The 25,342-nt window shown below is 33.9% G+C and carries 20 protein-coding genes and 1 pseudogene; 2 read left to right on the top strand and 19 right to left on the bottom strand.

Annotated elements, in window-relative coordinates:
* Nucleotides 1-84: 84 nt before the first annotated feature.
* From NEH75_RS09485 to gap, 3 genes are all read right to left on the bottom strand, one after another.
* A complete protein-coding gene (locus tag NEH75_RS09485) occupies nucleotides 85-1,296 on the bottom strand; it encodes a phosphoglycerate kinase (RefSeq protein ID WP_055243362.1) in 1,212 nt (403 codons plus the stop codon).
* 78 nt (nucleotides 1,297-1,374) lie between these two features.
* Nucleotides 1,375-2,598 carry a competence/damage-inducible protein A gene (locus tag NEH75_RS09480; protein ID WP_055305361.1) on the bottom strand — a complete coding sequence of 408 codons (1,224 nt, stop codon included), beginning with the start codon at nucleotides 2,596-2,598 and terminating at the stop codon, nucleotides 1,375-1,377.
* 143 nt (nucleotides 2,599-2,741) lie between these two features.
* Complete coding sequence (gene gap, locus NEH75_RS09475; protein ID WP_055243360.1) at nucleotides 2,742-3,749, bottom strand: type I glyceraldehyde-3-phosphate dehydrogenase; 1,008 nt, start codon at nucleotides 3,747-3,749, stop codon at nucleotides 2,742-2,744.
* Between the two features lie 312 nt (nucleotides 3,750-4,061).
* Here gap and clpP point away from each other — a divergent pair, with 312 nt between their 5' ends.
* A complete protein-coding gene (gene clpP, locus NEH75_RS09470) occupies nucleotides 4,062-4,673 on the top strand; it encodes an ATP-dependent Clp endopeptidase proteolytic subunit ClpP (protein ID WP_055243359.1) in 612 nt (203 codons plus the stop codon).
* A 187-nt stretch (nucleotides 4,674-4,860) separates the two neighbouring features.
* Here clpP and NEH75_RS13630 read toward each other — a convergent pair.
* From NEH75_RS13630 to NEH75_RS09440, 7 genes and pseudogenes are all read right to left on the bottom strand, one after another.
* Nucleotides 4,861-5,010 (bottom strand): annotated as a pseudogene (locus NEH75_RS13630) (helix-turn-helix domain-containing protein); the annotation flags it as partial.
* A gap of 621 nt (nucleotides 5,011-5,631) precedes the next feature.
* Entirely contained in the window at nucleotides 5,632-6,843 is a 1,212-nt protein-coding gene (locus tag NEH75_RS09465) for a D-alanine--D-alanine ligase family protein (protein WP_055275553.1), read from the bottom strand.
* Between the two features lie 119 nt (nucleotides 6,844-6,962).
* The gene (locus NEH75_RS09460; protein ID WP_055243357.1) at nucleotides 6,963-7,565 is read right to left on the bottom strand and encodes an NUDIX hydrolase; all 603 of its coding nucleotides are present in this window, start codon (nucleotides 7,563-7,565) and stop codon (nucleotides 6,963-6,965) included.
* Nucleotides 7,566-7,607: 42 nt separating this feature from the next.
* Nucleotides 7,608-9,242, bottom strand: coding sequence for a UDP-N-acetylmuramoyl-tripeptide--D-alanyl-D-alanine ligase (locus NEH75_RS09455; RefSeq protein ID WP_068759276.1), 1,635 nt, complete (start codon nucleotides 9,240-9,242; stop codon nucleotides 7,608-7,610).
* A 1-nt stretch (nucleotide 9,243) separates the two neighbouring features.
* Nucleotides 9,244-10,002, bottom strand: coding sequence for an alpha/beta fold hydrolase (locus NEH75_RS09450; protein WP_055243355.1), 759 nt, complete (start codon nucleotides 10,000-10,002; stop codon nucleotides 9,244-9,246).
* Between the two features lie 211 nt (nucleotides 10,003-10,213).
* A complete protein-coding gene (locus tag NEH75_RS09445) occupies nucleotides 10,214-10,870 on the bottom strand; it encodes a hypothetical protein (protein ID WP_055305359.1) in 657 nt (218 codons plus the stop codon).
* Between the two features lie 66 nt (nucleotides 10,871-10,936).
* Nucleotides 10,937-13,315, bottom strand: coding sequence for a YfhO family protein (locus NEH75_RS09440; RefSeq protein WP_238581280.1), 2,379 nt, complete (start codon nucleotides 13,313-13,315; stop codon nucleotides 10,937-10,939).
* Between the two features lie 134 nt (nucleotides 13,316-13,449).
* Here NEH75_RS09440 and NEH75_RS09435 point away from each other — a divergent pair, with 134 nt between their 5' ends.
* On the top strand, nucleotides 13,450-14,139 hold the full coding sequence (locus tag NEH75_RS09435; protein ID WP_055243351.1) for a hypothetical protein: 690 nt from the start codon (nucleotides 13,450-13,452) through the stop codon (nucleotides 14,137-14,139).
* Between the two features lie 625 nt (nucleotides 14,140-14,764).
* On the opposite strand, the gene NEH75_RS09430 is transcribed toward NEH75_RS09435, so the two are convergent.
* From NEH75_RS09430 to cdaA, 9 genes are all read right to left on the bottom strand, one after another.
* Nucleotides 14,765-15,346: a DUF2087 domain-containing protein gene (locus NEH75_RS09430; protein ID WP_055305357.1), complete on the bottom strand. Its 582-nt coding sequence runs from the start codon at nucleotides 15,344-15,346 to the stop codon at nucleotides 14,765-14,767.
* A gap of 65 nt (nucleotides 15,347-15,411) precedes the next feature.
* The gene (locus NEH75_RS09425) at nucleotides 15,412-16,098 is read right to left on the bottom strand and encodes a queuosine precursor transporter (RefSeq protein ID WP_055275591.1); all 687 of its coding nucleotides are present in this window, start codon (nucleotides 16,096-16,098) and stop codon (nucleotides 15,412-15,414) included.
* A 756-nt stretch (nucleotides 16,099-16,854) separates the two neighbouring features.
* On the bottom strand, nucleotides 16,855-17,064 hold the full coding sequence (locus tag NEH75_RS09420; protein ID WP_055245283.1) for a heavy-metal-associated domain-containing protein: 210 nt from the start codon (nucleotides 17,062-17,064) through the stop codon (nucleotides 16,855-16,857).
* A 40-nt stretch (nucleotides 17,065-17,104) separates the two neighbouring features.
* The gene (locus NEH75_RS09415) at nucleotides 17,105-18,514 is read right to left on the bottom strand and encodes an MATE family efflux transporter (RefSeq protein WP_055305356.1); all 1,410 of its coding nucleotides are present in this window, start codon (nucleotides 18,512-18,514) and stop codon (nucleotides 17,105-17,107) included.
* Nucleotides 18,515-18,584: 70 nt separating this feature from the next.
* Nucleotides 18,585-19,028 carry a MarR family winged helix-turn-helix transcriptional regulator gene (locus NEH75_RS09410; protein WP_055305355.1) on the bottom strand — a complete coding sequence of 148 codons (444 nt, stop codon included), beginning with the start codon at nucleotides 19,026-19,028 and terminating at the stop codon, nucleotides 18,585-18,587.
* A 116-nt stretch (nucleotides 19,029-19,144) separates the two neighbouring features.
* Nucleotides 19,145-20,929: a glutamine--fructose-6-phosphate transaminase (isomerizing) gene (gene glmS / locus NEH75_RS09405; protein WP_055275542.1), complete on the bottom strand. Its 1,785-nt coding sequence runs from the start codon at nucleotides 20,927-20,929 to the stop codon at nucleotides 19,145-19,147.
* Nucleotides 20,930-21,304: 375 nt separating this feature from the next.
* Nucleotides 21,305-22,642 (bottom strand): phosphoglucosamine mutase, encoded by a 1,338-nt coding sequence (gene glmM, locus NEH75_RS09400; protein WP_055242979.1) that lies wholly within the window; start codon nucleotides 22,640-22,642, stop codon nucleotides 21,305-21,307.
* Nucleotides 22,643-22,659: 17 nt separating this feature from the next.
* Complete coding sequence (locus NEH75_RS09395) at nucleotides 22,660-24,066, bottom strand: YbbR-like domain-containing protein (RefSeq protein WP_055242981.1); 1,407 nt, start codon at nucleotides 24,064-24,066, stop codon at nucleotides 22,660-22,662.
* 31 nt (nucleotides 24,067-24,097) lie between these two features.
* On the bottom strand, nucleotides 24,098-24,877 hold the full coding sequence (gene cdaA, locus NEH75_RS09390; protein WP_238581318.1) for a diadenylate cyclase CdaA: 780 nt from the start codon (nucleotides 24,875-24,877) through the stop codon (nucleotides 24,098-24,100).
* Nucleotides 24,878-25,342: the final 465 nt, after the last annotated feature.

The following is a 25,342-nucleotide window of genomic DNA, read 5'->3' as shown; positions in this document are numbered from 1 at the left end:
CCTCTATTAAATATTTTAGTATGTATCTTGTCGGAAAAAAGGAATTCACAAAAAGGTGAATTCCTTTGAGTTTAGCTTAAAAAATTATTTGCATCCGCATCCACAGCATTTATCGCTTAATGAAGCAACACCTGGTAATTCTTTACCTTCTAAATACTCTAAAGAAGCTCCTCCACCTGTTGAGATGTGAGAGAATTTGTCAGCGTATCCTAATTGCATTGCAGCAGCAGCTGAATCTCCACCACCGATGATTGTGATAGCACCTTCTAAGTTAGCGATAGCTTCACATACACCGATAGTTCCTTTAGCGAAGTTAGACATTTCGAATACACCCATTGGTCCATTCCATACAACTGTTTTAGCATCTTTTAATACATTAGAGAATAACTCAACAGTAGCAGGTCCAACATCTAATCCCATTTCGTCATCAGCTAATGCATCAACTGAAACTACGCGGAACTCAGTATCGTTAGAGAATTCTTTAGCAGCAACTGTATCGATAGGTAAAACTAATTTGTCTCCACCTTTTTCTAGTAAAGCTTTTGCTAATTCTAATTTATCTTCTTCACATAAAGATTTACCAATGTTTTTACCTTGAGCTTTAAGGAATGTGAACATCATTCCTCCACCAACTAATACTTTGTCAGCTTTATCTAATAAGTTTTCGATAACTCCGATTTTATCAGATACTTTAGCTCCACCTAAGATAGCAACCATTGGACGTTGAGGCGCATCAACAGCTCCACCGATAAATTCGATTTCTTTTTCTAATAAGAATCCAGCTACAGCTTCTAAGTTAGCAGAGATTCCAACGTTTGATGCATGAGCACGGTGTGCAGTACCGAATGCGTCATTTACGAAGATATCTCCTAAAGAAGCCCAGTATTTACCTAACTCAGGATCATTTTTAGATTCTTTTTTACCATCTAAATCTTCGAAACGAGTGTTTTCGAACATTAAAACTTCTCCATCTTTTAACTCAGCGATAGCAGCCTCTAATTCAGCTCCACGAGTTTCAGGGATGAATTTAACGTCTTGTCCTAATAACTCAGCTAAACGCTCAGCAGCTGGACGTAATGATTTAGATGCTTTATCTTCTTCAGATTTGATTTTTCCTAAGTGAGAGAATAAAATAGCACGTCCACCATTTTCTAAGATGTATTTGATTGTAGGTAATGCAGCTACGATACGGTTGTCATTTGTAATTTTTCCGTCTTTCATTGGTACGTTGAAGTCTACACGTACAAGGACTTTCTTTCCATTTAACTCAACATCTTTAACAGTTTTTTTGTTCATGTGATGAGTCCTCCTTAAATTATTTTTCACAATATTATTTTAACGCTTTTTTACATATAATTCAAACATTACCTTCTATTAAAGCGCTTTTATATAATGGTGAAGCCAATATAAAGCTTCCGCTACTGTGAGCTGTCTTATTTTTTCACGATTTCCATTAAAAATGTATGATTTTAAGAAAATTTGACCGCATATATTAATCGCGATATAAACTAGACCCACTGGTTTTAACTCACTTCCACCACCTGGTCCTGCAATTCCAGTTACACCAACTGTGATATCAGCACCCGTTAACTTTTCTAAATTGAATGCCATATCGCGTGCAATCTCTTCAGAAACTGCTCCAAACTCCATTAAACGATTCACATCAATGTTTAAACGATTTAATTTTGACTCATAACTATATGTCACGATTCCTTCTAAAAAGACGCTAGATGCTCCTGAAACGTTCACAAGAGTTGATGAAAGGAGACCACCACTGCAACTTTCAGCCGTTGCTATTTTCAATTGCTTTTCGTTCAGCAAGCTCACAATTTCTGTTGCAAGATCTGTATTTTGATCTCCAATATAGTAATCTTTCATAATTTCTTTAAACTCTTCATCAAAGGCTCTTAAATCCTCTTCATAAGCATCCACTGTAGAAACAATATAATCTACTTTATCAGGAGCACAATAAGGTGCAATATTTAGATGAGGGTAACGTTCATATAAGTGTAAAATCATTTCTTCTGCATAAGACTCTCCAATTCCACATAAACGATAGCTATTACTAATCTTACGCTCCTTAATCTGATCAATAAAATAAGGTCTTACACTCTCTGAAAACATTAATTCAAGCTCTGCTGGAGGTCCAGGTAATAAGAAAACTGATTTATTATCCCGCTTTAAAAATAATCCCGGTGCTGTTCCATTATTATTGGGTAAAACTAGTCCTTCTTTAAACTTATAAGCTTGACGATGATTATTATTTGGAATTTCTCTATTGCTACGTCTGAAATACTCACAAATACCTTTATAAATCTCATCATCATAAACTAGTTCTGTTTTAAAATACTTTGCAACCCCTTCACGTGATAAATCATCTACCGTTGGTCCTAATCCACCAATAGTAATCACTAAATCCGCATAGGTATATGCAATCTCTAACCCTCGAACAATTTCATCCTCTAGATCAGGAACTACTTGTTGATGAGTTACTTTTCCACCTAACTGTTCTACTTGTTTTGCAATAAAAGCACTATTCGTATTAATCGTTTTACCAGACAGCACTTCATTACCAATCGCTAAAATCGCAACATTCACACCGCTCACCTCTTGTTTAACATGAACTATTTCAGTTTTTTTATTCTAACTTAGAAAAATCCATCTAACTCTATTCTAATGAAAATAATAAAAAAAGCTATCCCGAAATGGGATAGCTTTCCAAAAATATCGCTTAACTAAAATTATTTAATTAAAGAAGCGAAGTATCCTAAAGTACGGATTAATTGGTTAGTGTAAGACATTTCGTTGTCATACCAAGCAGCAACTTTAACTAATTGCTCTCCGTTAACTTCCATAACTTTAGTTTGAGTAGCATCGAATAATGATCCGTAAGAAATTCCGATTACGTCAGCTGAAACGATTTCATCTTCAGTGTATCCGAATGATTCGTTAGCAGCAGCTTTCATTGCTTCGTTGATTTCAGCAGCAGTTACTTTAGTGTTTAAAGTACATACTAACTCAGTTAATGAACCAGTGATTACTGGAACACGTTGAGCTCCACCGTCTAATTTTCCGTTTAATTCAGGAATTACTAAACCGATAGCTTTAGCAGCTCCTGTTGAGTTTGGAACGATTGATGCAGCAGCTGCACGTCCACGACGTAAGTCACCTTTTCCGTGAGGAGCATCTAATGTATTTTGGTCATTAGTGTAAGCATGGATTGTAGTCATGAATCCTTTTTGTACACCATATTTGTCGTTTAATACTTTAGCCATTGGAGCTAAACAGTTAGTTGTACAAGAAGCTCCTGAGATAACTGTTTCAGTTCCGTCTAAGATATCTTGGTTTACATTGTAAACTACAGTTTTGATATCTCCTGTAGCTGGTGCAGAGATAACTACTTTTTTAGCTCCTGCTTCTAAGTGTAATCCAGCTTTTTCTTGAGAAGTGAAGAATCCAGTACATTCTAATACTACGTCTACTCCTAATTCTCCCCAAGGTAAGTCTGCAGGGTTACGCTCAGCAGTTACTTTGATTTCTTTACCGTTAACAACGAAAGCACCTTCTTTAACTTCGATTTCTCCGTTGAAACGTCCTTGAGCTGAATCATATTTGAATAAATGAGCTAATGTTTTAGCATCAGTTAAGTCGTTGATTGCAACTACTTCGAAGTCATTGTTTTCGATCATTAAACGTAAAGCTAAGCGTCCGATACGCCCGAATCCATTAATCGCTACTTTAACAGCCATGTGAAGATTCCTCCTAAGATATTATAAAATTGGTCATTTTTCACATTACGTGTATTTTAACACACATAATATATTGTGAAAAATTACTACATTTTTATTCTAACAATTTGTACCATGATAATCAAGTTATAAACTAATGTAAGCGTTTATAATAACAAATACTTAACAAAAATGTTTAAGAATTTTTACTTAAAAATGAATATATTACCACTCACAACATTAAAATAGAGTATGGCCGACGCAATGCTATATTTTTTTGTCCAGTTGTGGTAAAATGTGCTATAGAAATTTTTATAAAAAGAGGGGTGCCTTATGAGTAGTTATTTAGTACCGACAGTCATTGAACAAACAGCTCACGGTGAGCGTGCATATGATATTTATTCTCGCTTATTAAAAGATCGTATCATCATGTTAAGTGGTGAAATTAACGATTATACAGCAAACATCGTTGTTGCTCAACTTTTATTCTTAGCTGCAGAAGATCCAGATAAAGATATCAACCTTTATATTAATAGTCCTGGTGGATCAGTTACAGCAGGATTTGCTATCTTTGATACAATGAACTACATCAAATGTGATGTATCAACAATCTGCGTTGGGATGGCAGCGTCAATGGGTGCTTTCTTACTTTCAGCGGGTGCTAAAGGTAAACGCTATGCTTTACCTAACAGCGAAGTCATGATTCATCAACCACTTGGTGGAGCACAAGGACAAGCCACTGAAATTGCCATTGCTGCAAAACACATTTTAAAAACTCGTGATAAATTAAATAACATCTTATCTGCTCAAACAGGTCAACCACTTGAAAAAATCGAGCAAGATACTGAACGAGATAACTTCATGTCAGCTGAAGAAGCTGTAGCTTACGGTTTAGTTGACCAAGTTGTTGTTCGTCCAGTGGACATTTCAGCAGATAATAAATAATTCAAAAAGTAGAGATTAAATTCTCTACTTTTTTTGCTAGAAAGCTAAAATATAGACTCTAAACAAGATAAAATAAATCTAAGTAATAATAACCCAATCATAACATCAAAAAATATACTAAACATATCTATTTTCTTCAATTTTTTCATTCTATCTCTTAACTGATTAAAGTTGACTTTAAGCAATTTTAAAGATGAGATATTACACTTTGTTCTCCTTTCATGAATCCATCTAATGAAACATTAAAGAAATCACTGAAAAGAATTAAACGATGAAAATCAGGATAAGAAATGCTATTTTCCCACTTAGAAATAGTTTGTCTCGATGTATTTAAAAGTTCCCCTAATTCATCCTACGATAATCCTCTTCACTTCGTTAAATCCAATAACCTATCATTAAACTTCAATAGGAATCCCTCATTTCTAAAAATTGTTGATACAGCAATAACATTCATCTTAGCTCCCCCTCCATCAATAGTTATTTACAATCTTTCAATTTTTTAACCATTATATATTTTCCATCTAAAAAAAGAGATTTCATAAGTGAAATCTCTTTTTCATGGCTATATTTTAAGAAGTATTGTCATTAAACAAGGAAATCCAAACGTTAACTAGCGTAAGGAATTCTTAATCTATTAAGTTGTTTAAACAACCTCTGTCTCCAAATCAACATTTGTCTAAAACATAGCTTTTTCATTTTTAATAGTTAAGTTACCGCTTAGGCTTTTGTTCAATCTGGCTTCGACGAGCAAAATCTCTATGAAGTCTTCAAATACCTTTATGACTCAAAAAATAAGTCATAGGTATTTGTTGCGACCCCTACGAGATTTTAACCACTCGTCTTAGCTTTTTACTTAATCTACCTTCACTTGGCAACACGCTAGTAAAGTTCAATATCTTTCCGTGTCTATTAGACACTTCAAGCTCTCCTCACTTTCTGCACGTGTTAAACGCCACGCTTAGGCTTTTGTTCCTTTCGCTCCTTTTGTTCCTGCACCCTGTAAAGCAAGAACGTTAGATTCGAATGAGAATGTTAAGCTTTCACGTTCACGTTGACGTTTTAATGCTAATTCCACTAAGCTAGTCATTAATTCTGTGAAGTTACGGTCTGTTTTTTCCCATAAGTAGAATGATAATGATCCTGGAATTGTATTAATTTCGTTAACATATACTTCATTATTTTCAGCATTGATTAAGAAGTCGATACGAGCAACCCCTGCACTTCCTAACACGCGGAATGTTTGTACCGCAAGATCTTGAACGTATTTTGTTCCTTCATCCGTTAAACGAGCAGGGATAATACGATTTGTACTTGCCATCCCTTGAGATTTAGTTCCTCCAGTTTTAGCACCTTTAGAACCTCCTCCCCCCTCATATTTATCACGGAAGCTTAAAAATTCATCAGAACCCATAACTTCTTCTAAAACAGAAGGTTTAGCAGAAGAGAAATCTCCGATAACCGAACAGTTAACCTCAACTAATTGAGTAACCATTTCTTCAACGATGAATTTTTTATCATAGCTAATTGCTTCTGTAATTCCTTCTTCTAATGACGCACGGTCATTTGCTTTAGAAATTCCAACACTTGAACCTAAGCTAGCAGGTTTAATCATAACTGGATATGTTAATTTTTCTTCAATAGCATCTAAACAAGCTTCTTGGTCAGCAAACCAATCTGATGAATAATACCACACATAGTTTGTAATCGGTAATCCTGAATCACGTAAAATGTTTTTCATAAACACTTTATCTTGACCAACAGCAGCGGCAGCTACCTCACATCCCGAATAAGGAATTCCGTTTAATTCAAAGAATCCTTGTAAGGCTCCATCCTCACCATTTGTTCCGTGAATAACTGGAATCGCAACATCGATTGTATTTACAACATTGTTTCCGAATTTTTTAGCAGGATAACGTTCAATTTGAATTTTACCATTATTAGGAACAATGACAATACGTTGACATTTTTTTAATAATGCATCCAAATTTTTATATTCTTTCACATCAAATAATGCTTCACCTGTGTACCATTCGCGTTTTTTAGATAAATAAACTGGTACGACATCATATTTTGTTTTATCGATGGCATGCATTGCTTGGTTAGCAGAAATAATTGAAATTTCGTGCTCTACCGATTCACCACCGAAAAATACACCAACTTTTAACTTCATGAGGAAGCCCCCTTTAATCTAAGTTTAGTATCTTCTTCAAGTATACCGTATCTGAACGCAAATACATACGTCTATTTTATCAAGAAATCACTGTCATAAGAAACAATTTTTTGCTTTAATTACTCAAAATATGTTTCTAAATCTTCCGTATAAACTTTATACGCCTTTTCAATCTCTTCGATTGAATTCTTTCGAGACAATGGCGGTAGTTCTGAAATATCAAACCATCCAATATCCTCCGTCTCATGATTACATTTTGCCTCTCCCGCTACGACATTCCCCAGGAAATATAGACAATATACATCATATAATGATTTTTTAATATAATGTCGTCTGTCAAACACCGCTAACAGTTTCGTACAATCAATTACATAACCAGATTCCTCGAACGTTTCCTTAATAGCTGTTTCCTTCGGTGTGCAATCAATATCACACCATCCACCTGGTAGTGACCAAAGACCACTATCTTTCTCTTTAACGAGTAATAGCTGATGATTTTTAATAACCATTGAACGAACGGCAGGTTGTGGGGTTGGATATATGAAATCTTTATATAAGTTGCATTCATTCATTGGTAATGATGTATAATCGTGTAACATCTTCACACTAATCTTCTTTAACTCTTCATAATTATCCACTGCATACGGATCTGTTGAAAATGATAATCCAATTTGTGCAATTGACTGAACTTTTTTAATAAACTCTAAAAATTGATTATCCATCCCGCTTCCCTACTTTCTATATGAAAATAAATAACGAACTGACTATTCAGCGAATAATTCAGGCAAATCATTTTCAATTAAGACAAACGCTCCTGGTTCAACGACTTCATACATTACTTTGAATGCTTCTGTTAAATTCTCAGCTACTGTTACACGCTCTTCTGGGAATCCAACTTCTTTTAAACCTTCTTGAATTGGTTCTGTTTGTTTTTTACCAACTAGAATAACATGATCACATGTATCTTTCATATATGTTCCAAAAGCTTTATTTAACTCATATTGTGCTGTTCCTAAATCGACCATCCCTGGTGTTAGCACAATGCGTTTACCATTCATTTGTCCTAACACTTCAAGTGCCATCTTAGATCCAACTGGATTTGAATTAAAAGCATCATCAATAATCGTAAAGTTCCCATTACGACGTAACTCTAAACGATGAGTCACAGGTTTCATTTTACGAACAGCGACTTTCATTTTTTCAACTGGAATTCCCAACTCATTCCCTAAAGCAATACTCGCTACCGTATTATAAATATTATGACGACCTAATAATTTCGTTTGGAACTGATGAACACTTCCATCACGGAATGTCACATTAAACGTGGTTCCTTTTTCACTAACAACAATATCACCTGCTCGATAATCTGCTTCACGTTCGATTCCATAAGTGTAGACCGTACATTTTCCCGAAAACTTATTCTCATAGTAATCACGAATATTTTCATCATCAATATTAATAAATCCAATTCCGTCCTCAGGTAAGTACTCAATTAACTCAAACTTAGTTTGTTTCACATTATCAATTGTTTTAAATGTTTCTAAGTGTTGTGGACCTACTGATGTTAAAACTCCATACTTAGGATATGCAATTTCACATAACTCGTTAATCTCTCCGACTTTGTAAGCACCCATTTCGGCAATGAACTTACTATGAATTGGTTTTAAATAATTACGAATTGTAATCGTAATTCCCATTGGAGTATTATAACTTTCAGGCGTCATTAACGTATTAAATTGCTCTGATAAAATCGCATTTAATGCATGTTTTGTACTTGTTTTACCATAGCTTCCTGTTACACCAATCACATCTAATGAAGGAGACTCTTTCACAATACGACGCGCATCATTAATAAATCCTAAACGGATACTATTCTCCATTGGCTTATTAATCTCATTCGCAAGTAGCATTACTACATAAGCGAATAAATTAAACGTTAATAACCAGCCAGCGATTTGTGAAAGTAGCATTAAGCCATTCGCTCCAAGGAAGAATGAACCTAAGCCAGCGATTAATAACATTAAAATAGATCCCGTTGCAATAATACGCCAAACACGAGCTGTAATTTTCAACGGTTTTTTTGATTCTTTTGAAACACCACTACTAATCTTAATAATTCCAAGACCTAAGACTCCAATCACAACTGTGCCAATTGTTAAAATAGAACCTGGCATTGGGAATAAAAAGCTCACCACTACTAAAACCCAATATGCAATAACTAACACAGATAACGGGACAGGTAACGCCACTAAACGATGCCCGGCAATCCAAGTTGTAAAGCGATCATTCATATAATGACATTGTTGTAACATCTGAAGGGCATGAGCCATACGCCCCCATAACGTCCAAAGTAAAAATAAACTTAAAACTCCTAATAAAACTGCCATAATAATACCCATCTTATTCACCTCTCTCTTTCTCTAAGAAGACATCAATCACACGTAAAAATTGTCCTAAACAATCTAAATAAGAGTAGTGTCCCGCTCCAGGGAAAACAACAAGTCCCGCTCCAGGAATCTTTTTCTCCATAATCTTCGCATCACTTAATGGCGTTGCATCGTCTAAATCGCCCCAAACAAGTAATGTTTCTACTTGGATTGAAGGCATTAAATGTTGTAAATCTTCATTAACTACCTTACTCATGATTTGACGCATCATAGGGGTTGCATTCTTATAATCCGATGATCCCGCATTCTCCATCATTTTCTCTTTATAAGCACGTAATCCCGGTAAGCTTAAAACCTTTTTACCTAACTTATACGTATAAACACGAGCATAATAGTCGAATCCACGCTTTGGTTTAATTCCAGCACTATCAACTAAAACTAACTTATTTAAATCATTTTGGCGCCCAGCATAAATAATCCCAACACGTCCACCAAAAGAATGTCCGAAAATTGTTGGGCTCTTAATCTCAAGCTGTTTTATAAATTTCTCTACCATATCGGCATAATCATAGACAGACCATACAGTTTTTGGTTCATCACTTTGACCAAAACCAGGAAAATCTAAACTATATACCTGAAAATTTTGTTTCAAATAATCAAATACTGGCTTAAATGCAGCAACACTTTGCCCCCATCCATGTAATAACAAAATCGGGTGGCCCTGCCCCTCTACTTCATAATAAATATTTAAATCATCTATCTTAATGAACATGGTTCATCACTCCTCAACTATAGTCTTTACTATTATATGACAATCGTCCATAAAATTTAAGGGTATATCAAAAAAAAACTAAGATTTACATTTATTAATAAGATCTTACAAGATTTGTGCTAATACTAGACACTTTTTTTGCTAAATTTAACTTAATTTCCTCAAAGTTATCATACGCAATTAAAAAGGAAGAATCGTACCATTCTTCCTTTTATTCAGTATCTTTATCTGATTCATTAATTGAATTCAAAATAACGGTTAAAAACAATGTCTGCTCAACGGGTAAAACATTTGGATTATAAACCGTAATTTCATAAGTTGTTCTAAATAATGAGAACTTTTTCTTTACCTTATACAACTTTTCACCCGTCAAATCCTCAATCACATACTCAGGGAAAATATGAAAAATTTTCTGCTTTGATACTGCAATCTCTCCACGATTAACATCATAAAAATGAAACGTCTTTCCAAAGCGAAAGAGGTCACGAACAACCTGTTCCCCTATAAAGCCAACCGTTTCATCCGCTCCATTATAGACTTGCGCCAAGCGATTCAACCTGACATTCCACCGCTTAATCTGTTGTTCTGACGCATACACCTCACCATCAAGGTCTTTAAGTATGAGTCGCTCACCTAAAATATTGAAATAAAGCCCCTGAATTTCGCCTACTTTTTCACCATCGATATAAACCTGATAATTTTTATTAAATGAAAACCAACTCTTTTTCACCATAATGGTTGATGCCTCGTTTAACTGGACGAGTAAATCTGTAGAGATATCACTACTTTCGGCTCGACAGTTTAAAATACTTCCACAAAACAGAAGTACCATGATTAAACAACTAATCCACTTACGACTTAATTTCATAATATTCACCCTTATTTTTCAAACTACTTTTAGTATACACACTCTTTTATAAAAAATTGCCCCAAATTACTTTGAGGCAACTTTGCGACGAACTTCATAACTACGATAAAAACTTGATACAATAATTAAACTTGTAATAGCTGAAACCGAGAATCCAAGATCAAAGCCTGGCGAACGATACGTTAATTCAATCTCATACTTACCAGCTGTTTCAATCCCCACACCAATAAAACCATCATTCACTTCATAAATTGGAACTTCTTTGCCATTAGCATAGGCCCTCCACCCTTTATTATAAGGAATGGCATACGTAATCAATTGTGGTGAGCTAGTCACGTATTGGTGTGTAATCGTATTCTGAGCATATTCAACCGCTTCAACACCAAAACTTTGACGTAACTGAGCGGCTTCAAAATATTGAATTTCACCCGGTTGCTCAGGAAGCTCTGTTGTATTAAACGGCTGCAGATGATAAATATCCGCCAAACTTTCGTTCTCTAAAACAATACATTTTAAAAACACGTAATGTTGCTGTGCTCGATTAAGTTTTTTAAAATCTGACTCAAGTATATAATACGGACTACTCGTTCCAACAGGAACAAAATAATTATTCTTAAAAATCGTGATTCCCTCAATTCGATCATAATATTGATAGCCTGGAAGCGGCACCTCATAATCCGGTGTAAAATAATACTTTGCAGATAATGCTGTCGTTAACATATAATCAGTGGTTGCAATAGATAAACTATTCTCAACCTGTTCATTCAGCATCCATGATACATCTTGCGAAGATAAAACGAGATATGGATTCGCAATTGAGAATCCATTATAACCTTGATACAATGGCTCATTGTATTGAATTTCATAACTATTAATAATTCGATAAAACTCTGGATCCATCGTTTGCAAATAATCCGCCACTGCACCAGTGTTATTACTAATCGATTCTTGATCTATCATATAGTTTTCCACTAAGATAGAGCGTTCACTATTCGTTGCAAAATAGATGTAAGACACTATCATGCACTCTAACATTAAGATGAAAAAAATTGTCTTTGAACTAAGTGATTCATCTTCTTTAGCTATTCGAATTAAAAGAAAGCGATAAAAAGATATCGTCAAAATCATTATTAAATAAAGCATCAAATAAGGCGATAAGATAATCAGCTCATCCACTACTTTCGCTACGGTCCATTGCGAAATTTCCCCATATTTCATATGTAACTCAAAAAGTAATACGAAGCCTAATACCGAAAATAATAAACATTTAAACGTGATACAAGTTTGTTTTAATAACTTCGTATCCATTAAGCGGACATCATTTAAGGAATAAGCCGTCATTAACGCATTAAATAAAATTAATAAGATGGAAATAACATTCGTATTTAATGGTGCTAGTGAGGTAATATTGACAAGTTCAAGTGACTGAGTGATAAACACAGTAAACAGGATGACACTATAAGAAAAAATGATTAATTTTCTTTCCTTCTTACCTATCAATTTCACAAACTGTGGAAGCATTAATACAACTAGTACTGATTGATAAAGCGCCACAACACTCACATTCTTTGGAAATAACTGTAGTGATCCTAGAAAATTTTCATGAAGAGGTGGGAATAATCCTTTAAGACAAAGGGCTAATAAAGAGGATAGCGTCATTCCCTCCTGCAGTTCAATCGACATAGCATTTGACGCGAATAAAAGCGGTAAAATGAAGACCATATTAATGCCGATAATCAATACAATTGAAACTAAAAACTTCTTTGTATCATCGATAAAGCACGCTCGATTCTCCTGTCGAACTCTATAAAGTCGAATCATAATATAAGCCACCAAAAAGCCTAAGAATAACACGGTAAACGTAAAATGCGAAATAAGCAGCAATGAAAAAGTTGCTACAAAGTATCGTTTCCGTCCTGATGAAAGAAGCTTCTCGACGCCATAAAGTACAAGAGGAACAAAAAATAGAAGCTCAATCGTGACAAACTCACTGAGGTTACTCAGATACCATCCATTAAAGAGATATAAAATACTTGCGATAATAAGAGTATGAGATTTAAACCACTTCGTCTCTTTCATATAGAGATAGAGTGCCCCAGTAGCTAACATTGTCTTTAAAAATAGGAGGGGAAAGTATAATTTAGGAAGCAAACTACTTGGAAACAATAACGTTAATAAAAAAAATGGATTATATAAAGAGTAAACATTTTGTGCTCCTAAAAAGTTGCCTCCTAAGAAGAAGTTAAAAGACCACATGGGGATTTCTTTTTGTAACAACAAATCATGAGCATTTGCATAAATAGACAAATAATTCTCAACGTACTGCCCTGTCACAGAATAAATAAAGTTACCTGAAAAAATAAAGCCAAAGAACACAATGATAAAAATTAAAGCTATATATTGAAACGTTTTCCGTCTATATTCTGAATGATTTAACACTAACATCCCACCTTACTATCAATGAATAATTTCATTTTACCATAAAAATAAATAGTACTTGCCAAAAAATAACTATAAAATTAAGACACATTACAAGCCAGCATTCCCTATATTTGATATACTAAGGACAGGTGATAGTAATGGAAAGATATAATATTATAACAGAAAAATTTCCTCGCGAAATCGTTCTTTTAAAAAGTCGTCCATGTGCATATGGTAAATGCACATTCTGTGATTACATTGGTGACAACTCAACAAATATTGCAGAAATGAATCAATTAAATAAAGAAGTCTTATCAAATGTTAAAGGATTATATGACACATTTGAAGTCATCAACTCTGGAAACATCTTTGATTTACCAAAAGAAACATTAGAAATGATCAAATTAAAACTTAGTGAACATGAGTTTAAAAAACTATTTGCCGAAGCTCATTGGATCTTCCGTGACCACCTAGATAAGATGCGTCAACGTCTAGACATTGATATTATGTTCAAAACAGGGGTAGAATCATTCGATTATGACTTCCGTGAAAAAGTTTTAAAAAAGGGGGCGCCGTTCCAAAGTGTTGAAGAATTAAAAAAATACTTTGATTCACCATGTATCATGGTTGGAATTAAGGGACAAACAAAAGATATGATCAGACGTGACATCGATATCGTCCTTAATCAATTCAATCATGCCACAGTCAATGTCTACTGTGAAAATACAACCATCATCAAACCAGATGGACAGCTAAAAGAATGGTTCTACGATGAATACAAATGGCTAGACGATGTCAAGCATTTAGAAGTCTTATGGAATAAAACTGACTTTGGAGTCGGAGATTAAAAAAGCAAGAACTGAACCAGTTCTTGCTTTTTCTATGTCAGTAATAAAACTAATTTGGTAAAAATGAGAAGGTTAACTTAGCTATTTCAAAAAAATTAAAAATAAAGGTATCTATTGATTTAATATTCTTTCTTTAACTTCGTCTGTACACCCTATTTTATATCTGATTGTTATTTTACTAAGTTTCACTAATGAGTCCGACACATTAATTCCTCTTTTTTCGTCTGTATAGGCTAATGTATATCTAAACTTACACTAGCCCGCTAATTTACTCGTTTTAAGTCGATAACCTCTCTCTCCCCATTCCACTCAATTGTTAGTTGTACCTTTTTATCCTCCATTTGCTCAAATACTTCAGCACTAAATCGAGTCGTTATATGAAAAGACCCATCGCCTTGTAAATTTTAAGGGAACGAGCTAAAAATTGTAAATAATCGACCTTCCAAACGATAATCTAATATTGGAAACTCATGACCATATAAATATTAAATCATAAACCCTATCTTCAATTAATGAAGGTGAATAAGTAGCTAACCATGATTCATCGTAACCCGTATACACAATAATATCCTCTCTTTTAGAGCATCTTCCCAACGCAAAAACGATTAAAACACTACTAAAAAGCTTACATTATTTTCTCATAAGTGCCTCCGTCTAAGCTTCGTGTTAAATAATTAAAATCAAATAAATCACGACGAAGCGTCACATAATCTTGAAAACTAATATGAGCTTTTAAAACCTCATTTACTTCACGCTCACTATAAAAACGTCCCGCTTCAAAAAACTGAGACAAATAGTTTAAAACAATCTGTTTCTCACTCACTTTAATTGGATATCGCTCAACTAAGCCTGATTCATCTAAAAACGAATCCTCTAAATGCTCACTTCGTACATATCTCCCCTCTACAAAACCAAATCCCCGCAAATCAATTCCATCGACCTCACAAATAAGATCTTTATTTTTATACTTCTGCTTCACTAAACGAATAACGATTGGTAATAAATTTTCATCTTTAATGGCTAACGCCTTAATCACAACAACTTTTGTAATATCTAAAACAACCATGGCTTTCAACGTATCTTCTTTCACCTGTGCAAAAATGATATGCTTCCCTAAACAAGTACTAATGGCTTTAAGAACCTCCTCATAATTCTTTTCATCTGAAAACCAATGCTTTTGAATCTCTTCTGCTTTTATAAATTTCATCCCTATCATCTCCTTTTATTTTCTATTATAGCAAAAAAGACCAGCTTGTATAGCCGGTCTATATTCTATAAATCCATTGGATTGACTTTCTTTAATAAATAAACAAATGGTGTATCTGAAATACTTAAAATGACTTTAAATAAATAAGTTACGAAGAAAATGTCTACTGCAATCTCCATCTCCCATAATCCAAACATCACAACAACTGCCGTGAAGATGAACGTATCAACAAATTGGCTAATTAATGTACTTCCATTATTACGCAACCATAACCACTTATCTTCTGGAAATCTCTTTTTAATGAAGTGGAAAACAAACACGTCAATATTTTGTGACACCATGAACGAGATTAACCCCGCAATCGTGAACACAGGTAAAGCTAGACTAAATAAACCTTCCATATGTGGTTGTGCCCAATCTGATGCATCTGGTTTAAACCATAATGAAAATTGAGTCACAATTAAAAAAGATAACTGCGTAAAGAAGCCGATAAATACTGCTGTCATCGCAGCCTTCTTCCCATACTTTTCACTTAATAAATCGGTCGCTAAGAAGATTCCACTAAACATCGTATTCCCAAGCGTTGTAACAATACCGAAAATCGTCGTTGTTTTAGCAACTTGGATATTCGCTGCGATTACACTCATCGTGATGTATGCGTATAATCCCTTTCGACCAAATAATTTATAACTTAAGACAACTAATCCAAAGTTAACAATAATGAATAATACTGCAATTAATTCATTTGCCACAATAATCACCCTTATCTTCTAATTTATAACAATAAAAAAACTCCTAATAAAAACAGGAGCAGATAAGATCATGATTAAACAAACGCATAACAAAATAAGCCTACGTTTGCTAAACTAGACCTCCTATTTTTGATAACGCTGGATTCTGCCAACAGCATGAGGATTTTATTCATGTTATAATACAGTATTATATCATGAAAATATGCGAAAAAATACCCTATTTTTCTCAGTGGTTATAGCAAAAAAACTCCTTAATCTTGAATTGATAAACTATGGGATGTTTTTATAACCAAGAGGTTTAATAACTTTATTTAGCAAAATTCTATCTTGAAAACAAAAGCTATAAATAGTGCCTTGAGATTACATGGAAAGGACTAGAACTATCTCATTATAAATTTATTTATATATATGCCCGTGACTTACATGCAACAAAAAAGGGAACAGGCCTTTATCATCTAGGCAATGAAAATGAGGTAACCTTCCATTTCAAACACGCCTATGAATTTTACTGTCTTCTTCGTTGTCTGCGCACTACAAAAGCATTAGATGAACACATAATCAGACTGAGTATCAATCTTCATACAATTACCTCCGATGTGAATTAAACGTAATTTTAGAAAAAGAAAAAACATCTTTAAAAAAGAAAGATGTTTTTTCAGTCCCTGTTTTATAAGATAAGTCATCCCAAACAACCTTATCCTCACTTAAATTATAGATAATTTTGAAAAAAATAAAAGTGTGCAATTGCACACTTTTTTATAATTGAACATCAAATCCTTGATCTTCAATACATTCTACTATTAATAATTCATTCGTAAATGATTGATCAAATTCAACTTCAACTAATTTTGATTTTAAATCAACCTTAACTTGCTTAACCCCAACAATTTGGGCCACTGCATCATGAATTGAATTGACACAATGTTGACAGCTCATCCCATTAACTTTTAATACAATAGATTTCATTTCATTTTCGCCCCTTTCAATCCTATCGTAGCACACGAGATTAGACTTTTAAAGGACTTTCTTGATGAAGAGAAGTCATTTCTTTATCACAATCATTAACCTTATCTTCTTTTAATTTTCGAAGTGAACCAAAGAAAACTACTCCAGTAATAATTGAAGCTAATCCATCAGCAACTGGTCCTGCTAACCAAACTCCCATTAATCCCAATCCACCGACACGTGGTAAAACAATTAAACAAGGAATTAATAAAATAACCTGACGTAATAAACTTAAGAACATTGAGACTTTAGCTTGTCCAATTGATTGGAAGTAGTTAGAACTAATTGTTTGGAAACCAAGAACAGGTAACATAAATAAGAATGTACGTAATCCTGTTTTAGCCATTTCAAGTAATGACTCATCACTACTAAATGCTCGAATTAAAAGCTCTGGTGCAAATTGAATTAATAACCATCCTACTGAAACAATAAGTGTTGCGACAATAACAGGGATTTTAACCGCATCTTTAACACGATGATACTTTTTAGCTCCATAATTATAACCAATGATTGGCTGTGATCCTTGGTTTAGACCAAACAGTGGCATCATAAAAATCATCGAAATACTACTGATAATTGTCATTGCGCCAATCGCTAAATCTCCGCCATATTCTTTTAAAGCATTATTCGCTAATACTTGTACGAGACTTTGAGCAATCTGCATAGCAAAGGGGCTCATCCCGATAGAGAAAATACTGATGATGACTGCTTTTTTTAATTTAACATTATGACGTGAAATCTTAATTGAACCCTTACCTTTTGTAAAGTAATATAAAATCCAAATGGTCGATGCAATTTGAGAAATTACAGTAGCAATCGCTGCCCCTCGAACCCCAAGACCTAGTGCAAAAATAAAGATTGGGTCTAAAAGAATATTTGTTCCTGCACCAATTAACATAGAGAACATCGCAATTTTAGGATTTCCATCACTACGAATAGAATGATTCAATCCAAAGCTAAGCATATTAAAGATTGTCCCAATAAAGATAATCTGCATATATTGAGAAGCATAAATCTCTGTGTCCTGACTAGCCCCAAAGATTTCAAGAAGTGGCTTCATAAATGTTAATCCAAGTACTGTAATTAAAATACTAATTAATAAAATAAGTGTAAATGCATTACCAAGATGCTGCTCTGCTTCATCTCGTTTATGCTCACCAAGTTTCAAGGAAATACGCGCACTTGTTCCGATTCCGACTAACATCCCAAATGCTAAAATTATAGTCATAATCGGCATCGTAATTCCAACACCCGTTAACGCTAATCCCCCTACTTCAGGAATATTTCCAATATACATACGATCAACAATGTTATATAACGTATTAACCATCATCCCGATAATAGCAGGAACTGAAAACTGTATTAATAATTTTGAGATTTTCTCTTCTCCTAAAAGCTTCTGTCTATTCATTCACTTTATCCTCCTTATATGATGTATTTGCAACTATTTTAACTCAAATAGTTATTAACTTCATAAGTGGTCATTTCTCATTTCTTAACTTTTCAACAGCTTTAATTGAATTATTCAACATAGTATCTAAACATTTTAAGAAATGATCCTTCTCTTCCTCTATTAACCCTTCAATAAGATCATCTGTAATTTCTACTAAAATTGACATAATAATAGGCATCATTTCATGACCTTTTTCTGTTAAAAAAAGTTGATTATATCGACGATCTCCTTCATCACATTGACGATAGATATAGCCATTCTCTTCTAATTTTTTTAAGGCTTTTGCTGTCGTTGCCTTATCGATTTTCACTAAATTCGTTAAATCTTTTTGATTAATCCCCTCATGTCTAGCAATATTAATTAAAAAGATATGCTGGCCACTCCCAAGCCCATAAGGTCTTAGTTTATGATTTATAATAATCTGGCGATATCGATATAAAATTGACATTGTTTTTCCAATTACTTCATTCATGAAACCACCACTTACTATTAGATTCAATAACAAGCATATATTACCGTAAATAGAATGTATTTGCAACTATTTTAACTCAAATAAAAACACTCTCATAAAGTGAGAGTGTTTTTATTTTATTCTACTGTAACTGACTTCGCTAAGTTACGCGGTTTATCAATATCGAATCCACGTTGTAAGGCTGCATAGTAAGAAATTAATTGAGTTGGAACAACTGTTACTAATGGTGTTAATAATGGATGAACATCATCAATCACAATTTGATCCGTTTCAGAACTTAATGAACGTAATGAAATAATCACAGTATTAGCTCCACGCGCTTTAACTTCTTTTACATTTGAACGCGTATTTAAATTCACTGATTCTTGAGAAACAATGGCGATAACTGGTGTTCCTTTTTCAATTAATGCAATCGTTCCATGCTTTAACTCACCAGCTGCGAATCCTTCTGTTTGAATATAAGAAATTTCTTTTAATTTTAAAGCCGCTTCTAAGGCCACATAATAATCAACATGGCGCCCGATATAGAAACAGTTACGTTGTGTTAAATAATCTTTGGCAATGGCTTCGTATTGCTCTTTATGATCTGTAATACTTTCCATCACATTGGCAACGATCGCTAATTCACGAGATAAATCTAAATCTGTTTTTCCAGCCACTTTAGCTGCTAAAACTGCTTGAACCGCAACTTGAGCTGTGTAAGCTTTTGTTGAAGCTACTGCAATCTCAGGTCCTGCATATAATAATAACGTATGATCGGCTTCACGAGATAACGTTGAACCTGGTACGTTTGTAATGGTTAATGATGGATATCCTAATTGTTTAATTTTAACTAATACGGCACGGCTATCTGCTGTTTCTCCTGATTGAGAAATGAAGATGAATAATGGTTTTTTACTAATCACTGGTGTATTGTAAACGAACTCAGATGAAATATGAACTTCAGTTGGAATTCCAGCTAATTGTTCAAACATTTGCTTTCCAACGAATCCAGCATGCATACTCGTTCCTGCAGCAATGATATATAAACGATCCGCTTCCTTCACAGCCTTCACGATCTCTTGATCGATTTTAATGTCTCCATCTTCGAAGTATTGCTCCACGATACGGCGAATCACGTATGGTTGCTCATCAATTTCTTTTAACATGTAGTGAGGATATGTTCCTTTTTCGATATCAGAAGCATCTAACTCAGCTGTGAATGGATCACGTTTAACTGTCACTCCTAATAAGTTATAGATCGTTACCCCTTCACGTGTTAACTTAATGAACTCTTCATCTTCGATTTCAACGAATTGATTTGTACATTGTAACATGGCCATCGCATCAGATCCAATCATATTGAATCCTTCACCTAAACCAATTAACATGGGTGATTTATTTTTAGCTGCATATAGCACTTCAGGATTATTAGCATCAATAACTCCCAATGCATACGATCCGTGTAATAAACTCATCACATGACGAATCGCTAATTCCACATCTTCTTTTTCTAACACAAAGTGCTCAATTAATGCTGCAATAACTTCTGTATCTGTATCTGAAATGAAGTTGTAATTTGGCAAAAACTCCTGACGTAACTCTAATTCGTTTTCAATAACCCCATTATGAACAATTGTAAAACGCCCTGTACTTGATTGATGAGGATGTGAGTTACGTTGATTAGGTGCTCCATGAGTCGCCCAACGTGTATGTCCAATCCCTACTGTTGATAAAACTGTTTCATCAACAACAGTACGTAAGTGAGCAATACGCCCTTTATCTTTAAAAATATGAACTCCCGCTTCATTGACTACTGCAATCCCTGCTGAATCATATCCACGGTACTCTAATTTTTCTAATCCATTTAATAAAATATCTTTAACATCTTGTTGTCCAATATATCCAACGATTCCACACATACGTGTAACAACTCCTTTTTTCAATAAACTAATTACTAAAATAGAGCTGCTTTCCTATTTACCTTTTCTCCAATTTTGTCGTAAGAGTTACCTCTTAGTTTTGTTTGAAGACTACGACTGAGGTATACAGCCGGAAGGCATCCGCCGAATAATCGATTAACCTTCACCTCGTCAGCTGTCATCTTTAGTTAACAGCTCTGGCGCTTATACTTGAATAGAAATAACTTATCTACTCTACTATCCTCCTTTCCCCCTTTAGAAAGCAACACATTCATTATATCATATGCAGAGAAAATTAAAATGATGTTTTTAAGTTGTGAGTCAAAAATAACCATTTTAATCAAAAAAAGAGGTGAACGTCACCTCTTTTAATTCTTATTTTAACTCTTGTTCAACAACTGCTAAAATACGATTAACATATTCTTCACATAATTCTTCAGTTTTAGCTTCTACCATGACACGAACTAAAGGTTCTGTTCCCGAAGGACGAACTAACACACGTCCCTCTCCATTCATTTCGGCTTCAACCTCAGCAATTGATGCTAAAATATTTTCATTTGTCATCATTGCATTTTTGTCTTCAACACGAAGGTTTTTTAATAATTGTGGATATTTAGGCATTTCTTTTGCTAAATCGGCTAAAGATTGTTCCTTCTCAACAACAATCTTAGCTAATTGAACGGCACTTAACATTCCATCTCCAGTTGTTCCATAATCTAAGAAGATTAAATGACCTGATTGTTCTCCCCCAAAGTTATAATCATTCTTTAACATTTCTTCTAAAACATAACGATCTCCAACTTTTGTTTGAACACTACGTAAACCATTTGCTTCAACTGCATTATAGAAACCTAAGTTACTCATAACTGTTGAAACAACAGTTCCTTGTTTTAGTAATCCTTTTTCATTTAAGTAACGTCCAACGATGAACATAATATAATCTCCATCGATAATAGCTCCCGTATGATCTACTGCAATTAAACGATCACAATCACCATCAAATGCAAACCCTAAATCAGCCTCATGTTTAACAACTTCTTTGGCTAATGCTTCTGGATGAGTTGATCCACAGTTATGGTTAATATTAACTCCATCTGGATTTGATGAAACAGTCACAATATCTGCATCTAAATCAGCAAATAATTGAGGGGCTAATGCTGAACTTGCTCCATTTGCACAATCTAATACGATTTTTAATCCCGTTAATTTTTGTCCTACTGTTCCTTTAATAAAGTTCACATATTTTTGTGATCCCATTTGGAAGTCTTCCACGCGCCCAATCTCACCAGCGATTGGGCGTGGTAATTCATCAGCTGTATCGATTAAACTTTCAATTTCCTCTTCTTCTTGATCACTTAATTTGTAACCACTATGGCTAAAGATTTTAATTCCATTATCTTGAACTGGGTTATGAGACGCTGAAATCATAATTCCTGCATCTACATCTAAGCTTTTAGTTAAATAAGCAACACCTGGAGTTGTAATGACTCCAAGGGTTAATACATCGGCACCCGATGAGATTAATCCAGCAATTAATGCACTTTCTAATAACTCACCTGAAATACGAGTGTCGCGTCCAATTAATACTTTAGGACGTGTATTTTTAGACTTTAAATGATGACCTAAAATACGTCCTAATTTTAATGTAAATTCTGGAGTTAGCTCAGTATTTGCGACTCCTCTAATTCCATCCGTTCCAAAGTATTTTCCCATATATACTAACCTCACTTTTATTCTGTAATAATAACATTTACTTTTGCTCGACTCGGATCAATCAACACACCAGTAATAGATTCCACCGTAATCGGAACTTGATATTCACCAGGAGTATATCCTAATAAATCAATCCAAACCTTCACATCATCTGCAGAAATTGAGTTTAACTTTGTAGTTGATCCCTTCAATGTTAAATTAATGACTGCATCACTCAGAGACTTAGCCTTAACACTATACTTCGCATCTAAGTTTTTGAAATCAACAGAAATATTTTCTAAAACTTTTGTTTGGGTTTCTTCAAATGTTACTTTTACTTTGATTGTGTCTGTATCCATTTTATGAATATTTTCTGGTTTATCTAATTTTACAATAAGTTCATTATTATCGTCTAGTTGATATAAATCAACTTGGACTTGTAACTTATCATAGGACTCTAATGCAGTTGTTTCACCGTATAACTTGACTTCAGATGGGGTTAAGGTTAGATTACCTACACTATGCCCTTCTGGAGCATTTCCAGTTACAACAGCCTCTACTGGTACAACCTTACTTGGAGTAGTTACCTGAGTAGAAGTAATCAACTTATCTGGTTTAATTTCAACATCTAATTTATTACCAAGCTTATCATACGCAAACACTGGTGCCTCATAATCAGAAAGCTTAGATAAATCAGATACATCAATAATTGCCTTTACACTTGCTACTTGATTAACTACTGTTTGTGGACCTTTAATTTTAACAGTATTTAAGGCCAACTGCGGCTCACTCAACACATACATCTCATCAATTTGATCTAAGTTTACAAAATCAGCTTGTACTGGCTTATCAATTTCAGTCAATGCCATAATTGTCACAACAATTGTACTGGGATCAATCTTAACATCTAACTTATTACCAAGTTTACTATACTCTAGATTAACCTTATGTGTTCCAGGTGGCAAATCCTTTAAATCTGCATAAATCTCAAAGTTAGCTTTAGCTTTAGCAATATCTACTTGACTCTTATCTCCAACTAATGTGACATCTACTGTATCTGGTAACCCTTCAACTACTATTCGTTCTTTATTATAATAAGAAGTTAAAGGGTAACTATTAATATCCACAGAATAACGCTCTTTTACACTGGGAGCATATCTTATATTAAACGCAAATCCAATAGCTACTACCAACGCTAGTATCTTCATCAACTTTTCATTTCGAAGAAAACTTTCGTAAACGTGGTCCAATTTTTGAAACTTGAAAATTCCTAAAATCATACCTGGTGTCGTTAAAAACTTCCAGATACCTTTAAAGAAATTTGCAATTCTTTGAAAAAACTTTTCTGTATCTTTAATTGTCTCAATTGCTATTTGTCTTGCTATTTCATTTGAGTCCACATTATTATTGTTTTTTTGAGTCTTATTTTGTTTAGATTTTTTCATACGACACCACCTTCATCATCAGTCAATTCAATCAACTAAGATATTGCTGTAAGTCAGTTTTAAATGAATCAATGACATCATAAACTTTTAACTCACCTTTGTAGGCAATTGAATAACGACCTGTTTCTTCAGATACCACAAGTGTTATACTATCAGAAATTTCACTGATTCCAATAGCAGCACGGTGACGTGTACCAAAAGCCTTATTGATATCTTCTCGTCTTGTTGAAGGAAGATATGCGCCAGCACAATATAATTTTCCTTCTCGAATCATTACTGCTCCATCATGTAAAGGCGTCGTCGGAACAAAAATTGTAGTTAATAACTCCTGTGAAATTTCACCCGAAATAATAGTAGACGGGGTAATAAACTCATCAAGCTTAACCCCACGTTCAATAACTATTAATGCTCCTATACGTCGTTTAGCTAGAAATTCAACGGAATTAGCTAAAATACTAATCACATCATGTTCTGCAAGAACATTACGTTCACGATTCATTGTACTATTTCGTCCAATCTGTTCAAGTCCGCTACGGATTTCAGGTTGGAAAATGATAATAACAGCAAGTAACCCCCAATCGATAACATTCCCAATCAAGGCATTCAGCGTATATAGATCAAAAATTTGACTTATAATGTCAATGAGATAAATCAAAATGACACCTTTTAAAATTTGAACGGCACGGACATTTGATTTAATCAGTTTTAAAATATAATAAATAATCAACCATACAAAGTATACATCTAAACATACTAATAACAGATCAAAAAATGAAATGTTTTCTACTGCATTAATTACTGTATTAATCAAACTGTCGGCCTCCTTTTTATAACATTTTTATTATATCATAACTCACTAAAATATAAATAAATGGATAAGAAATTAAGTAATTATAAAACATTTTTTACCAAATAGATTAAATCTAAAATTGCTTAATGCAGGTAATACAATTAAATAAATTAATAGCGATAATAATCAAGATAACTTATTGATAAATATTTTTCAGAAAATAATAGTAACACTTTTTAGTATATACTAGACCATTCATTATATCATCGTGTTTATTATTTTATGACGTATTTCAAAAAATCACCTAAACCTTTGTGAGATTTGAAAATAAAAGGGTGTATTAGACAATCTTGTTGATAAGCAATTGTTTGATATCAACGACTGTTGACTGTCGATTTTAAAGATTTGATCCCTTTTAAATAGACAAACACCCAATAACAACATTTTCGTCTAACAGATTCAAATAAAAAAAACGGTTCTATAATA

Origin of the sequence: Turicibacter sp. T129, assembly GCF_025594975.1 — a bacterium.
GTDB classification, from domain to species: Bacteria; Bacillota_I; Bacilli_A; order MOL361; family Turicibacteraceae; genus Turicibacter; species Turicibacter bilis.
This window is presented reverse-complemented; position numbering and strand designations above follow the sequence as displayed.